The following is a 15,093-nucleotide window of genomic DNA, read 5'->3' on the forward strand; positions in this document are numbered from 1 at the left end:
ACGTGCGCCGTCATGATCTACAATGTCTTGCTCAACTCTCGCGACTTCGCCGCGGTTCAAAACCCGCTCACGCGTTCTATCAGCCAGTACATTGACACTGACCCGATCCCATACGCGGTCAAAACCGTGGCATTTCTACCTACTGGAAGTGCTACCAGCCGCCAGGCCGCCAAAAGCAAAGTCAAAGCAGCAATAAAACTCAGCTGCCCAGCTTCGACACCGAGGTTAAAGGCCAGCAATGCCGCGGGAATATCGTTGGAGGGCAGTCCGATGTCAGCCAAAGCCCCTGCAAAACCAAGGCCATGCAAAAGACCGAACCCGAAACAGACGATCCAGGGTTTCTGCTTTGACAGCCGGAACCGTCCTTCACCGCCTTTGACAATCTCCATCGCCAGAAACACGATGGACAGTGCGATAACGGCCTCGACCGGTGGTCCAGGAACATTCAAAACGCCAATCGTTGCCAACGCCAATGTTATTGAATGCGCAAGTGTGAACGCTGTTACTGCCCCCACAAGTTTCCACGGATCACGGACCAGAACAAACAGCGCGAAGACAAACAGAAGGTGATCCCAGCCTTCCAGTATGTGCTCGAAACCCAACTGAGAATATGCTGCAAACACTGACCATGTCGACTGTTCAGAAGGTATGATTTGAACACTGACATCCGGGGTAAAACGAAGCGTCGCAGGTTCAGCATCCAGAGGGTGTAAACGCACCAACACATCGTTTCTCTGGGTCTCAAGGCCTTCAATGGCAATGGGTTGACCCGCGATTTCCGCGTGGCACTCGACGATCCAGGATGAAATCCACGCTCGGCTGTCGGAAACAGGATCAGGGCCACGCGCCGGAGTGCAGCCATCTGGCAATATGGCGTCAATCGCCATCGGTTGACCATTCACATCAGGCTTTCGCCAATGAACGCTCCATGTATTGGAAGCGATTTGACGAATTTCCAGATATCCCGGATCAAGCGCATGCGCAGTGGCGAAATTTGCAGACCACACGAACAGCAGCGCAAACAGCAAGCAAATCGCGGCTCTCATTTGGCAGGGCCTGAAAGATCGGGCGCCACAATCTCGTAGTTTTCGGTAAGAGAATCGTATTGCGCTTGCGCCAGAGCTTCACTCATTTCCCGACGCCAATCCCGCAGCAACGCGTCGTGGATTTCAGCCAAAGGAGGTGTTTGACTGGGCTCGATAGCAACGACCTCAACAAGGTGAATTCCGTAACCTGACTGGATCGGCCCCGTCCACTGACCTGTTTCGACCTCTGTGATGCCTTTCGAAAAACCTCCTCCAAAGACCGACTCGATAACCCGCGTCGCGGACAAGGGCATTGACGCCGGCAGCAATGTCGAACCGCCCAAATCGGAAAAGTCTTGCTGCGCGCGCAGGGTGGCCAGTGCTTTCTCGATTTCGGCCTCTCCGGGTTTCTCTCCAAGAAAGACCTGATTAAAGGCAACCATGACAGGCGTTGCATAGCGTTCCGCGTTTTCCTGAAGAAATGCCTCCAGAGCTTCGTCCTCCGGAACTACCGACGTTGCAATGGCTTCAGTCAGAAAGTCCATTTTTTGACTTAACCGGGTCCTTATCAAGGTATCTCCGCGATCCAGACCAAGCTTTCTTGCTTCCCTGACCAGAACCTCTTCCCGAATTGATGCACCGACCAAAGCTTCTAACTCCGCTTTACTTGGCGGGCGTTTCCACTGCGCTTTGAACCGAGCAGACAATAATGCGACGTCATTTTCGTCGATTGTTATCACCTCAAGATCTTCGACGGTCTCGTTGTCCGGTGCAACAATATCGAACCAAATAAAAATTGCCGTTCCAATCAAGAAAAAATGGAACAGAGGTTCTTTCAGTATTCGCATGGAGTCTCCTGCGTAAAACGTGCTCAGGTTCTACGTACAGATGCTGTCATCAACCGGTTGGGTTTTGCAAGAAAATGAGCAATCCAGGTGTTCCGGAAACGTTGTGAATTCGCCGAGGTGGAGATCACCGCCTCGGCTTTCAATTCGTTTGTTGAGCGGGTCACTCTGCCGGTGTGTACCAGATCGGGGACGAATATGCGCGTTCCTGATGGGTAAGCACTGCATCCTCGGGCAATTCGATACCATACCTCAGCTTGTCGTACAGGACCCAACGCGGGGTCGGAATTTCGATGGCGCGGACATAATAAAATGCGCGCGCGTTCGGATCGAAGTCCGGGTCTGACCATACGGTGACAAGTTCGGCCGTTCCGATTGTGTTGGTCCAGCTGGCGGTGTCCACGTCCACAGTGTTCCCGACCGCAGGGACCTTGCCGTTTTGATCAACTTCACGGTTATCCGACCACGCGACGTCATAGACCTTCTCCTGCATGACACCTTCGGAATCGAGCCATCCTTTTATCACTTGAACACGGTCCAGATTGGCACCAACCGGGTCGCGCAGGGCGGCGATCAGGAAGCTTGGCGCACCCTCACCCTCGCGCGGGCGCAGATCCGAGCCCATAGGCACCCCTTTGGTATAGCCAACATTGGCAAGGAAACGGGTTTCAACATCTGCGTCACTGAAATCCCATCCGCCAAAGAACCGCAGACCGATCCGGGGGCCGGTCGTTGCGTAGGTTTCGCGGCGCTTGAACGCATCAAAGATCGCCGCGCGCGTATTCTCGGTAGCCCAGACAGCCGTGTATCCGGAGGCGACGAGCAGGTCACCGGGAATTTCACCAAGGTCATTGGCTATGAACGGATGCTTGATACGCGAGGCTGAGGGCTCGACGCTGACGGATTTTCCAAAGAAATTGTCTTCTTCGGCGGTGGCCAAAGAGGTATGGCTGTCCGTCGCGCCGCCCATACCGAACTTGTATGGGTTCACGCCAAACTTTTCTTCCAGCATCAAACCGCGCTTCAGCGCCTCGCGAGCGTATTCACCAGCCAGCATGTCATCGGTCTTCAACTCGGTAATATCCAGATTGCCGACGTCCCAGTTCTCATAGTCCGCAAATTCGTCATCCGGGCTCAGGAAAGGGTGCGCTTCGCCGTCACCCTTGATCTGCGTGACCTCGTAATGGGGCTCCCATTTCGCGCGGGCCGCGACATATTCCTCGTCAACCTTGCCGCCGTGATACGTGTCTTCGGTTGGGAACATCCATCCGTTCGACAGGTTTCCGTTATGGGCAAAGGCCACTGCACGCCCCCCCGTTTTTTCCTGATACTCTTCAAGCCAAGCGTAAAGCGCCTTTGGATCCGTATCACCGTAGGGAGGCTGCGTGACCGGTGGCACCATTTGAAGCGCCCTGATTGGCCCATCGCGCAGCATGACATTCCGGTGCAAGTTGAACCCTTTCGGCACCGAGGTCCATTCAAAGCCGATGAAAGCAGTAAAGCTGCCGGGATCATTGTGCCGCTCGGCCGCCAGGACAATGCTTTCCCAGGTAAACGCAAAAGCATCGGCACCTGGGCTGTACGCCTCCAACAGGACTTCTGGCAGTGTCATTTGCGAAAAATTGGTAATGATGTCGAAAGCTGCTTTACCGGCTTCTTCCCCGCCGGCTTTGTACCCCTCGTACCACTCCAGTCCTTTCGGATCAGAAAGAACGCCCGGCTTACCGGCCTGCAAATCCGGCGCAAACCCCATCAGGTCCGTGTGATCCGTGAGAACCATCCAATCCAACGGTCGTGACAGTCTTACAGGTTGACCCGTTGAAGAAATGACCTGCTCACCCTTGGCGAAACGCCATGCCTCATCCGGTAATAAGGTGTTCCCGAAAGCACCCGCATCCAGCGAAAGCCCGGTGTGAAGGTGAGTGTCCCCCCATAATGGGCGTTCAGGAAATGTGCGTTGGGCGTAAGGGGAATAGGGCTGATCAGAAAACAATCCCTCAGCAGCATCTTCGCTGGGTACGGCGTCAGCGACAGCAGCAGCAGGGACCAATACGAGTGAGATTATGCAAGCAGATTTCCGAAACAAAGTGACCTCCCAGTTCAGGAATACTTAGCGGTGTGGGCGAATTTCATCGCGCCATTGTTATATTCCCATTTTCTTATATCACATTCTATCGAACAACAGGTTTTTTTAATCTGAGAGCTGCAAACCCGCGCAATCAGGAAATTTGGCGCAAGCCGCTAAGGTGATCGCGAGTCGTGTTCACCTGACAAGACCCGTCGGATCACCTTATCTGATAGTAAAATGAAAGCTTCCGGCTGACGCCCCCAGGCGGGCGCGGGAAAGGTGCGCCGGTTCGAACCTGTTCTTTGGCTGCGCGCTCTATTTCCGGCGAGCCAGAGCTTTCAACGACATCAACCCAAGCCAACGAACCATCCGGGTCAATCTGGAAAAACACACGCGCATAGCCGCGACCGGCAACGTAAACGATTGGCGCTCGATTCAGATGAACAAGAACCTGACCTGCATAGTTCGTGCTGTCCGAGTTTCCCGGCCCCCGCCCGCCTGAACGGGTGCCGCCGCGGTTTTGTCGGAAGGCGTCGATACCCTCTCTTTGATACGTCGCCAGAGGTGATTCAATCGTTTGTTCCGGAAAGCGAAGAGCTTCAAAGTTGTTCGACGGATTCAATGCCCCGCGCAATGCAGGTTGCGGACGGCGGTCTGGAAGACGTGGCCGGAGGGACGAAACCACGGCCTGTTTGGATTCATTCGCTTCTGTATCGGGTATGGGCAGTTCGGCGTCTTCGTCTAAGGGTTCCGATGCTTCATCCGGTATCACAGGTTCAAGTAGTGGCGTATTTTCCGGAGCAACCGGAACCACTTCAACCGGTAACGCGGCAATCTGTTGCTGTTCCTCGGTCACCGGTTCTTCAGCAGAAGTCGGCTCAACTGGAGCAACCGTCTCGCCAGCCGGCACCTCAGGTGTTTCGGCCACTGTTTCAGGCTCTGCGGAGGTGGCTCCGCCAGCCTCATCGGGTTCGCCCTTCTCCTCCAGGTTCTGTTCTACAGGTTCTACGATGACTTCATCCGGTGCCCTCGGCTGAATTATCGTTGAATCGCCGGTGTCCGGTGCGTAAGTCTCCTGCGGGTTCGGCGATGCAACGCGGGCATCGCTTGTCGGAATCTCCGCCTCTTGCGGCTGGGTTGGCGGCTCGACCGGGGGTGTCGGCGGCTCATTCGGCTCGGGCCGAACGGGTTCAATCCTGGTATCGGCAAACTCTTCGAACGCGTTGCTGAGTTCGATTGTGTCTGTACTGTTTTCGTCCGAAGCCTGATTTGACAACTCTGGCACTGTAAAGATCAGGCCCATGAGATGCACCAGCACGGAAATCGAAATCGCAAAGATTGCGACGAAAACGGACCGCCTGATCATTCGAGAGCCTGTTCGGTCACCAGGAATACGGATGGCGCACCCAACCGGCGCAGACTGCTGGTGACCTCCATCAATCGAGGGGCCGACGCATCCCTGTCAGGAACGATCCGCACGGGTCCCGATTCATGCGCAGCCATGAAAGCTTCTGCCTCGATCGGATTGCCGCGAAAACTCAGCGTTCCGTCCCGATGAAGAACAAGCGCATCTGGCGGCTCACGGCCTTCAAGATCCGCAGTGTTCACCAAATTCAGATCAGGATCCAACGGCGGTGCGATGGTACCTGTAATAAGAAAAAAGATCAGGATCAGAAAGACGACATTAATCAGCGGAATGGTGGAATCTCGATTTCGACCGGGTCGGATGTAGCGGATCATTGCCTCACTCCAACACTCTGACCGTCAAACCTTCGCGCCCACGCAATGGAGCAAGCAGGTCCACAAGACGTTGCGCGGATGTCTCAGGATCAAGGCTTACCAGAACCTGACCGGCTTGGACCTGATCCACCAATTCCTCAAGCGACAAGGGTTGACCGTTCAGGACCACACGTGCCGGACCAAATTGCACGAAAAGGCGCTCGGGCGGCTCAACGTCGGCTTTCCTGCCTGTGGCTGCGCTGCTCAACTCGATCTCACTGAATCGCGAAAACGTTGAGGACAGCATGAAAAACAGCAAAAGCAGAAAGATCACGTCGATAAGAGGCGTCATCGACATGCGTCGCCGCACAAAAGGCGCAGTGTTACGCATGTTCTGGGGCGACCGGGACTTGTGCGGCCGCCTCTGTGCTTTGGATGGAATGACCCGGGACCAGAACCGTACGCAAAGCCTTGTCCGCAAAAACACGCTCGCGTGCGGTTCGACTTTCAAGCCAGGACAAAACCATCGATGTCGGCATCGCAACAGCCAGACCTACAGCGGTGGTTATCAGGGCCACCCAGATCCCCCCGGCCAAAAGCGATGGATCAACCGATGACCCCGCGGTTTGCAAGCTTTGGAAGGCACTGATCATACCCAGCACCGTACCAAAAAGACCCAGCAAAGGCGCCAGCTGCGCTACGGTGTCCAACAATCGAAAACCGCGTTCCAACCCGGCAAGCGCCAGACCCGCTTCGGCATCCAGCCGGTCATCGGCCCCGGGAACCCCCGTTGCGTTCATCGCCGCGCCTACAATGGGGGCAAGATAACTGCTGCTGTCCGCCAGTCTTGCACGTGCAGCACCTTGATCTCCTGCATCCCAGGCAGCCAGAGCTTCAGACAGCACTTTGTGTCGCCCGACACCGCAGGCTGCAAATTGCCAGAGCTTGTAGAGAGTGACCGCCAGCGTCAAAACCGACATTGCGATCAATATCGCCACAACTGGCCCACCCAGTTCAAAAATCTCGCGAAGTGCGGCTAGAGGACTCATCCCAACAGCTCCATTTCCACCCTGCTACTCAGCATCAGGGTCCTGTTGCATATGTCGCTTTCGGAACCGTCTACGACGCAGGAGTTCGCGCCATTGATCAACGCTCGTCCCACTGCGTCACATGTTCTGTTTGTAAGGTCAAACTGGCGGACACGAGGCCTGTTGGCAGGCAAATCGCGGAAATCGAACAGAGTGATGTTCAAAACACCACCTTCGGCGTCGAAAATGACGGTTTGAAACACCGCGCGATCGATCGACTGCCCGGTTTCATTCTTGATCAGAAACGTCAACCGGCACGATCCGTCGACATCCTCAGCCGAATTCAGTTCCACAAACAGTCTGGCCGTGGGTTCGGCATCAGATTGCGCAAACGCGGTGGACAACAGACTGCCGGAAAACATGGCCGCGACAATAATGCGACGAAACAGCATGAACAGACTCCGTATTGCAGCGCTGGAACTCTCGGGCAGCAACCGTCAGCTTACCCATCTGCGTTTCTACCTGAGGGGCATGTCACATTAAAGAGCCGCGAATGGTGGCATAGAAAAAGGATCGTAGCGTGTGTTGATGTACATACACACACGGTAAGACATACGTTGCTCGATAAGAATTTCAACTCCGTCCAAGACTGCCCCGCGCATCAGCACAAGCAGGAAGATATTGTCGGGTCAAATCTGAAAAGCCAGCAACTCTCGCACTTTTTTGATACGGGTGCTTAACTCGCAAAAAAGAAGCGAAACTGCGCCAAATCGGGTCTTCAGGGAAGTGTGCCTAAAGCGCTGTTTGAAGGCCGTTTTCACATAAGACTTGCTTAGAATGCGAAAAGTCATGCATATTTGCCTATATTCCTGATGCTTATGAATAATAAAACTATGCTTTTTGAGGGGCAAATTTCGGGCACAGTGCAATTTGCACGTATCAAGACCCATTGGGGGAAGGGGCTCGAGTTTGTCGTTGTTAAAGATTTTCCTGGTTCTATGCGTTGTCGTAATCATACCGTCGCAGACCATCGCCAACATTGGAAAAGTAATAAGCGTCAAACAAGGCGCTCACATCACGCGAGCGGGAAAAATACAACCTGTGTATTCGGGAATGGAGGTTGTGTCGGGCGACGCACTCACCACGGATCGGACAGGCGTAATTCAAATCGTTTTTGTGGATGACACCAAGATTGCCATTGGCCCCAACGCGCGCATGGTGCTGGATGTGACCATGTTGCGAAGTAACCGCAAGGCCAAGAGCTTTGCTGTTCAGGCCTTGGGTGGCAGTTTTCGGTTTATTTCCGGGAAAAGCCGAAAGAGAGCCTACTCGATCAGGACTCCGTCGGCGACAATGGCCGTGCGCGGCACGACCTTCGACATGTGGGTCGTGTCGGAAAAACAAAGCGCGATGCTTGTCCTGCAGGGCACGGTCCGCATGTGCGGCAGCCAGGGCTCGTGCAGATCTTCGGGACGTCAATGCAGCATGTACGCAACAAGCGGAAACGGAGGTGTCGGTCAGCCTGCCGATCAGGCCCAATACGAACAAGCACTGAAAAGCGGATTTCCCTTCATTGAGTCTCAGGAAGGACTGCTGCCCCCTTTGCAGGTGCGAGTCGAAGGGTGTTCAGGTGATGGAGCCCCCATACGGCGTGTCGAGCCTGACCGGTCGGAAGCCCGTAGAGACCCTCCTCAGCAGCGAGAAGCCCAGAATACGGGCGCCGAACCTTCGCCTTCCGCAAACAATGAACCGGAAAGAGAAGAGCCGGATCGCGAGGAGCCCGAACAGGAAGAACCTGAGCAGGAAGAGCCCGATAGCGAAGAACCGGAACCTGACGAGCCAGAGCGGGAAGAACCTGAGCAGGAAGAACCCGAGCAGGAAGAGCCAGAGCGGGAAGAGACTGACCTCTAATTGCTCAAGAACTGCTGTTGCGTACGCAGGCCCGGTTCCATTTATCTGGAGGATGGTGTGAGCGACAAGGTGCGGAGATCCAAGAATGGCCGATGGGCCTTCCGCCTCGTGGGGCTGTGCCTGATCCTCTTGGGTTGCATCATCCGAGCGTGGGACCCGTACCCCGTTCGAATGACGCGTCTGATCTATTTCGACGTTTTGCAACGACTGTCTCCGCGAGAGTTTAATCCCGAACTCCCCGTGCGCGTTGTGGATATCGATGAGGCCTCGCTTGCCAGCTGGGGGCAATGGCCCTGGCCCCGAACATTGGTTGCGCAGATGGTTCAAAATCTGGGTGACTATGGCGCCGCTACGATTGCTTTCGACATGCTGTTTGCCGAACCTGACCGGTATTCGCCATCTCACCTTCTGAACGACCCATCGCTGGCGGGTATTTTGACAGTGGAACGCCATGCCGAAAAGCTGGACAATGACGTCGTGCTGGGGATGGAAATGGCCTACTGGCCCGTGGTTCTGGGCGTGGCTGCGCGATTGTCAGCTGAAGGGGAACCCATTGCGGCTAAGGCCGGAATCATTGAATTCGGGGAGAACCCTACCGAGGGGCTGATCTCGGTCCCTCATTGGACGCCAATCGCGCCACCGTTGGGTCAGGCAGCTGCGGGTGTTGGTGGGGTCAATGTCTCACCCATCGGTGGAACCGGCATCGTGAGACGTGCACCGGTTCTTTGGAACGGTCCGGACGGTCCGCTGCCAAGCCTTGGAATCGAAGCCCTCAGGGTTGCCTTGGGTGAGACCAGTATTTTCGTGGAAGGCGCGCCTGACGAAGCAGGCATCATGCTGGCCGCCGAAATCGCCGGATATCGATTGCCTACAACCGAGAATGGCGAGCTTTGGCTGAAATACCGGCGGGACACCCCCGACCTCTACATTTCAGCCAAGGATGTTCTGGAAGGCTCGGAAAACCCCGAGCTGCGATCTGAAATCGAAGGCAGAATAATCCTGATCGGAACGTCCGCTGCCGGATTATTCGATATTCATCAGACGGCACTTGGCGAAAGCGTCCCAGGTGTTTCAATTCATGCTCAGATGATCGAACAAATCCTGACCGATGAAATGCTCAGCCGGTCCGACGTGACCGCAGCGCAGGAATTGCTGGCCTTTGCGTTTCTCGGGCTTGTCGTGATTGCCGTCATGTCCAGCTTTGGCGCCATTGCATCCTTAATCGCCGGTGGCATAGCAGCCGCTGCTGTTCTTGCCATCAGCTGGCTGGTTTTTCAAAACCAGTCGGTCCTTTTCGATGCCACCTTTCCCCTGATTGGAGGAATCGCAAATTTTGGTCTGCTGGCGGGGTATCTTTTCGTATCGACCGAGCGCGAAAAGCGCGAAATTCGAAAAGTCTTTTCGCATTACGTGGCCCCGGAAATCCTTGATGAAATGGAGAATACGGGTCACCAGCTGCAATTGGGCGGTGAAAGTCAGGAAATCACCGTATTGTTTTCGGATATCCGCGGTTTCACGGCTCTGTCCGAATCCGCAACGGCCACAGAACTTGTTTCGTTGTTGAATGCGCTGTTTTCCAAGCTTGGGGATCAGATCCTGCTTCAGCGTGGTACGATCGACAAGTTCATCGGTGACGCCATCATGGCCTTCTGGAACGCACCTTTGCCCGTTGCCGACCATCCATGCCGCGCAGCGCTTGCCGCGCTCAGGATGCGGGGTGCTTTGGCACAATTCAATGCATCCGACATCATGCGGAACCGAAAGCCGATAGCGCTGGCAACAGGAATTGCCACAGGGCAGGCCTGCGTCGGCAACATAGGATCGCAGAAACGGTTCAACTATACAGTTATCGGAGATGTCGTGAATGTTTCGGCACGTATCGAACAATCCTGTCGAACAGTTGATTATGACATCGTCGTCTCAAACGGGGTTTTTCAAGCTGGACAAGATGACCTGGCATTTCTGGAGGCAGGCCACGTTGATCTTAAAGGAAAAGCCAACCCTGAACCTGTTTTTGTTCTTGTAGGTGATTCCGCTTTGCGGAAGACCACTGCATTCCAAAATCTCCTTGCTCAGCACAGTGATTTGATCTCAGCGCTTAGAACCCGAAAGCCTCAGGGTGACATCGCGCGTTTGTTTCCGCGCTGCGAAAAACTCGCAGAAGATATCGAACCCGGATTACGCCAGTTCTATCGCGCCCTGCCCGGTCGTGCAGCTGATTTCAGAACAGATTCACCATCAGGGCAAGCCATGTTCACCCGATACAATCGAATGAAGGGATCTGGATAGGCGGCGTTCCGCCCCTGTTTAATCCGAAGCTTTGCGTTCCGTCCCATGCAAACAAACACATTCGTTCCGGGCGCGGTATGCATGGGGCCTTGCTGGCCAGATAGCAATTCTGGTCATAAGCCGGAGCCGCAGTCTCGCGATACTCGCGTTCAACTTAGTTGCCCACCTCGTGACAGGTCACGATGAGCAACAAACCCACTCATGGAAGATCGCCATATTCGGACCCAAAAACGCCGACATTGTGCAATGCTCAACTTGAACAAGGTGGCGTGGCAGGAAAAAGACCGCTGATTGAACTTTCAGATCTCACCACAAGGCCCGTGCGATGAATACCGCCTGACTTCGGCAACTCATAAAAAACCCAACACACAAACCCTTCATCATCGGTTGTTATTCGAGACGGGAACCCTGAGGGTCGAAGCGGTAGACCCTGCTCGGTGAATACCCAAACCGGATGCTCTGACCGGCCTCAACCTGATGCTGCCCGAACAGGCGTGCGGTGATCTGGTGATCCTGCATCATGGCAATCACGTTGGTGTCACCGCCCAAATGCTCGACATGGGTGACGTTTGCGGCAACCGGGCCATCATCAGACAAAAACAGGTCTTCCGGGCGGATTCCCGTTGTAATGTTTGCGCTTTCGCCAATCATGCTGGCGGGAAAGAAATTCATCGACGGCGCCCCAAGGAAACCGGCCACGAACTGGTTGGCGGGGTTGTTGTAAAGCTCCATCGGGCTGCCGACCTGTTCCACACGCCCGTCGCGCAGAACGACGATCTTGTCGGCAAGAGTCATTGCCTCGGTCTGGTCATGGGTCACGTAGATCATCGAAGCGTCAAGCTGCCGGTGCAGGTTCGCAATTTCCAACCGTGTATTCATACGCAGAGCCGCGTCGAGATTGGACAGAGGCTCGTCGAACAGGAACAGCTTCGGTTCCCGCACGATGGCGCGACCGATGGCGACGCGCTGGCGCTGACCACCGGACAGTTCGGAAGGATATCTGTCGAGGTAAGGTTCGAGGTTCAGCATCTTGCTTGCCCTGGCAACACGCTCTTCGATGACCTGCCTGCTCTGGCCCTCCTGTTTCAGCGCCAATGACATGTTCTTGCGCACGTTCAGGTGGGGGTAGAGAGCATAGCTCTGGAACACCATTGCGATACCGCGCTTTGAGGGCGGGGTGAGGTTCATGACCTCACCGCCGATGCACACGTCGCCCGACGTCACATCCTCCAACCCCGCGATGACACGCAGAAGGGTGGATTTACCGCAACCCGAAGGGCCGACAAAGACGACAAATTCGCCCTCGTCAACTTCGATATTGATATCCCTGAGGACCTCGACGGTGCCGAAGGACTTGTTCACGTTTTGCAGCGTCAGGGCGGTCATATGCGTGCCTCTTTCAGCGAAATGGGTTGGCCTGTACGGATGCTTTCATCAGCGGCCAGGCAGATGGCCAGCGATTGCACCGCGTCGTTCATGTGGCGGGTCAGATCGATATCTTCGGCGATGGCGCGCAGCATATAGGCTTGCTCGGCGTCGCAGAGTTCCTGATGGCCGGGTTCATCGGGCAGGTCGATCGTCTGGTCACCTTCGGGGCGGTGAACCAGAAGACCGCCGACCTTAGTGTGACCGTCGATATCGGCCGATGCGCCCTTGTTGCCATCAGTGATCGAGACCGAGCCGTTGGGTGAGATGATATCTTTCACGAAGAACGCGGTTTCGGACATCATCGGGCCCCAGCCGGCTTCGTACCAACCGAGCGAGCCGTCTTCGAAGATCACCTGGAACTGGCCGTAGTTATACATATCTTCGGAAATCTCGTCACTCAGACGCAGACCCATGCCATGCACGCGGACGGGATCGGAGTCGGTGATCTGGCACATCACATCGACGTAATGCACACCGCAATCGACGATAGGGGACGTCGTCTGCATCAAGGCCTTGTGCGTTTCCCATTCGGCCCCGCTGCTTTGCTGGTTCAGGTTCAGACGGAAGACATATGGTCCTCCGAGTTCGCGCGCCTCCGCGATCAGGCGCATCCAAGAGGGGTGGTGCCGCAGAATGTATCCGATCACCAGTTTCCGGTCAGTTTCCACTGCTTTTGCGACCACGCGTCTGGCGTCCGCAACCGTCGTGGCCAGTGGTTTTTCAACAAAGACATGCGCGCCTGTTTCCATTGCGGCGCAGGCGAAGTCTGCGTGGCTGTCGGAATAGGTTGCGACGACGACCAGATCGGGGTTTGTCTCGGCCAGTGCCGCCTGAAAATCCGTATAGGCCGGATAGCCTGACAGATCGGTATGATCCACTCGACCTGAGCGGTTGACCAGTCCCACGAGCTGCGCTTCGGGGTGACGATGATGGGCCAAGGCATGGCTCAGGCCCATGTTGCCAAGACCAGCGATCAGAACCCGGGTCATTTGACAGCTCCTGAAGTGATGCCACGGATCAGCTGGCGCGAGAAGATAACGTAGAGCACCAAAACTGGCAGGATCGCCATGCTGAGTGCGGAAAGAACTGCGTTCCAGTCGGTGACAAACTGGCCGATGAAGACCTGGCTGCCCAGCGTCAGGGTTTTGGTCTCTTCAGCGGGTGCCAGAATCAGCGGGAACCAGAGATCGTTCCAGATAGGGATCATGTTGAAAACAGCGACGGTTGCCATGGCAGGCCGAACCAGAGGCAGCACCAACCGAAAAAAGATCGTGTATTCCGAAAGCCCATCGATGCGCCCTGCGTTCTTCAGGTCATCACTGACCTGGCGCATGAACTCGGAAAGGATGAACACGGCCAACGGCAAGCCCTGTGCCGTGTAGACGAAGATCAGGGCCCAGAGCGTGTTCACAAGCCCCGTTGCGACCATCATCTCCAGAATCGCCACTGTGCCGATGCGGATTGGGATCATGATCCCAAGTGCCAGATAGAGTCCCATCAACATGTTGCCCTTGAACCGGTATTCGCTGAGGGCAAAGGCCGCCATGGCACCGAACAGCAGGATAAAGGTCAGTGAAGCCACGGTGACGATCAACGAGTTCTGAAAGTAGAGGAAGAAATCCCCCTGCTTCATCACCGTCTGGTAGCCGATCAGGGAAAAACTTTCGGCATCAGGCAATGCGAGCGGTTCGCGAAAGATGGCACGGCGCGTTTTGAAGCTGTTGATGATGATCACGAAAACCGGGAACAGGGCGATCAGAGTGTAAAGGATCAACGCTCCATGCATTGCGGCGGTATTCAGCGGATTCGAGCGTGCTTTGTTCATTGCAGAGCCCTCACAACTGATACCGTCGCATCCGGGTCTGGATGCCGAAAAGGTAAATGCAAACACCGACAAGGATGATGGCGAACATGGCACCGGCAATGGCGGACCCCATATACGGATCACCCAATTGCAGCTGGAAGCCAAAGAACGTGCGGTACATGAAAGTGCCCAGGATGTCGGTCGAAAAATCTGGCCCCGCCAGCGCGCCCTGAGAGACATAGATCAGATCGAATGCGTTGAAATTGCCCACGAATGTGAGGATCGAGATGATCCCGATCGAGGGCAGGATCAGCGGAAGTTTTACTTTCCAGAAAGCCGAAGCTCCGGTGATCCCGTCAATCTCGCCGGCTTCAAGAATTTCTTCAGGGATCGACAGCAGGGCCGCATAGATCAGCATCATCGGGATGCCGACAAATTGCCAGACCGAGACGAGCGCCAGAGTTGTCAGCGCGTATTCTTCCTTGCCTAACCACGGAGCAAACAGGGATTTCAGGCCAACAGCGTCCAGCATCGAGGGCGCAATCCCCCAAAGCGGAGACAGGATCAGTTTCCAGGCAAAACCCACGATCACGAAGCTCAGGATCGTCGGAATGAAAATGGCCGACCGGTACAGTGCGGCAAAGCGCAGCCTCGGGTGTGACAGGATCGCGGCCAGAGCGATTCCGATGGGGTTCTGCACCAGCATGTGGATCAGGAAGAACCAGAAGTTGTTGCCCAACGCATTCCAGAATTGCTCGGACCACAGCGGATCAAAGAACAAGGTTCGGAAATTCTCCAACCCCACATACACACGTGCCTGATCGACTTCGGTGAACAGCGCGAAGCGCAGTGTATTGAACAAGGGCAGGATCATCACCGCCGTGTAGACCAGCACCGCAGGTGCAAGGAAAACGACGATGTGCCAGCGTATGCGGCGCGTCTGCATGGGATTCTCCGGGGAAAAGTGTCGGGCGCG

At 55.3% G+C, this 15,093-nt stretch carries 14 protein-coding genes; 2 read left to right on the forward strand and 12 right to left on the reverse strand.

Annotated elements, in window-relative coordinates:
• Nucleotides 1-56 precede the first annotated feature (56 nt).
• The 8 genes from AC2FJB_RS11105 to AC2FJB_RS11140 all read right to left on the reverse strand — a co-directional run bounded on the left by AC2FJB_RS11105 (nt 57) and on the right by AC2FJB_RS11140 (nt 7,137).
• Nucleotides 57-1,046: a HupE/UreJ family protein gene (locus AC2FJB_RS11105; RefSeq protein WP_496718427.1), complete on the reverse strand. Its 990-nt coding sequence runs from the start codon at nt 1,044-1,046 to the stop codon at nt 57-59.
• Entirely contained in the window at nt 1,043-1,873 is an 831-nt protein-coding gene (locus tag AC2FJB_RS11110; protein WP_496718425.1) for a peptidyl-prolyl cis-trans isomerase, read from the reverse strand. Before AC2FJB_RS11110 ends, AC2FJB_RS11105 begins: the two co-directional genes overlap by 4 nt.
• Nucleotides 1,874-2,033: 160 nt before the next feature.
• Nucleotides 2,034-3,956 carry a DUF3604 domain-containing protein gene (locus AC2FJB_RS11115; protein WP_496718423.1) on the reverse strand — a complete coding sequence of 641 codons (1,923 nt, stop codon included), beginning with the start codon at nt 3,954-3,956 and terminating at the stop codon, nt 2,034-2,036.
• A gap of 199 nt (nt 3,957-4,155) precedes the next feature.
• Entirely contained in the window at nt 4,156-5,304 is a 1,149-nt protein-coding gene (locus AC2FJB_RS11120; protein WP_496718421.1) for an energy transducer TonB family protein, read from the reverse strand.
• Nucleotides 5,301-5,678 carry an ExbD/TolR family protein gene (locus AC2FJB_RS11125; RefSeq protein WP_117873765.1) on the reverse strand — a complete coding sequence of 126 codons (378 nt, stop codon included), beginning with the start codon at nt 5,676-5,678 and terminating at the stop codon, nt 5,301-5,303. Before AC2FJB_RS11125 ends, AC2FJB_RS11120 begins: the two co-directional genes overlap by 4 nt.
• Before the next feature lie 4 nt (nt 5,679-5,682).
• Nucleotides 5,683-6,009 carry an ExbD/TolR family protein gene (locus tag AC2FJB_RS11130; RefSeq protein WP_496818314.1) on the reverse strand — a complete coding sequence of 109 codons (327 nt, stop codon included), beginning with the start codon at nt 6,007-6,009 and terminating at the stop codon, nt 5,683-5,685.
• Nucleotides 6,010-6,040: 31 nt separating this feature from the next.
• Nucleotides 6,041-6,706, reverse strand: a complete 666-nt coding sequence (locus AC2FJB_RS11135) for a MotA/TolQ/ExbB proton channel family protein (RefSeq protein ID WP_496718419.1) — start codon at nt 6,704-6,706, stop codon at nt 6,041-6,043.
• Nucleotides 6,703-7,137, reverse strand: a complete 435-nt coding sequence (locus AC2FJB_RS11140; protein WP_496718418.1) for a hypothetical protein — start codon at nt 7,135-7,137, stop codon at nt 6,703-6,705. Before AC2FJB_RS11140 ends, AC2FJB_RS11135 begins: the two co-directional genes overlap by 4 nt.
• 661 nt (nt 7,138-7,798) lie before the next feature.
• On the opposite strand from AC2FJB_RS11140, the gene AC2FJB_RS11145 reads away from it, so the two are divergent.
• Both AC2FJB_RS11145 and AC2FJB_RS11150 read left to right on the forward strand, forming a co-directional pair.
• Nucleotides 7,799-8,596, forward strand: coding sequence for a FecR family protein (locus AC2FJB_RS11145; RefSeq protein WP_496818354.1), 798 nt, complete (start codon nt 7,799-7,801; stop codon nt 8,594-8,596).
• A 57-nt stretch (nt 8,597-8,653) separates the two neighbouring features.
• On the forward strand, nt 8,654-10,885 hold the full coding sequence (locus AC2FJB_RS11150) for a CHASE2 domain-containing protein (protein WP_496718414.1): 2,232 nt from the start codon (nt 8,654-8,656) through the stop codon (nt 10,883-10,885).
• A 390-nt stretch (nt 10,886-11,275) separates the two neighbouring features.
• Here AC2FJB_RS11150 and AC2FJB_RS11155 read toward each other — a convergent pair whose 3' ends face one another.
• From AC2FJB_RS11155 to AC2FJB_RS11170, 4 genes are read right to left on the reverse strand one after another with little or no spacing between them, the layout of a single operon-like run.
• Nucleotides 11,276-12,271, reverse strand: coding sequence for an ABC transporter ATP-binding protein (locus AC2FJB_RS11155; protein ID WP_496718412.1), 996 nt, complete (start codon nt 12,269-12,271; stop codon nt 11,276-11,278).
• Complete coding sequence (locus tag AC2FJB_RS11160) at nt 12,268-13,302, reverse strand: Gfo/Idh/MocA family protein (RefSeq protein ID WP_496718410.1); 1,035 nt, start codon at nt 13,300-13,302, stop codon at nt 12,268-12,270. Before AC2FJB_RS11160 ends, AC2FJB_RS11155 begins: the two co-directional genes overlap by 4 nt.
• Nucleotides 13,299-14,138, reverse strand: a complete 840-nt coding sequence (locus AC2FJB_RS11165) for a carbohydrate ABC transporter permease (protein WP_117873776.1) — start codon at nt 14,136-14,138, stop codon at nt 13,299-13,301. Before AC2FJB_RS11165 ends, AC2FJB_RS11160 begins: the two co-directional genes overlap by 4 nt.
• A gap of 10 nt (nt 14,139-14,148) precedes the next feature.
• Nucleotides 14,149-15,063: a carbohydrate ABC transporter permease gene (locus tag AC2FJB_RS11170; protein WP_496718409.1), complete on the reverse strand. Its 915-nt coding sequence runs from the start codon at nt 15,061-15,063 to the stop codon at nt 14,149-14,151.
• Nucleotides 15,064-15,093 lie beyond the last annotated feature (30 nt).

It is taken from the genome of Ruegeria sp. CDSC085 (assembly GCF_059610465.1).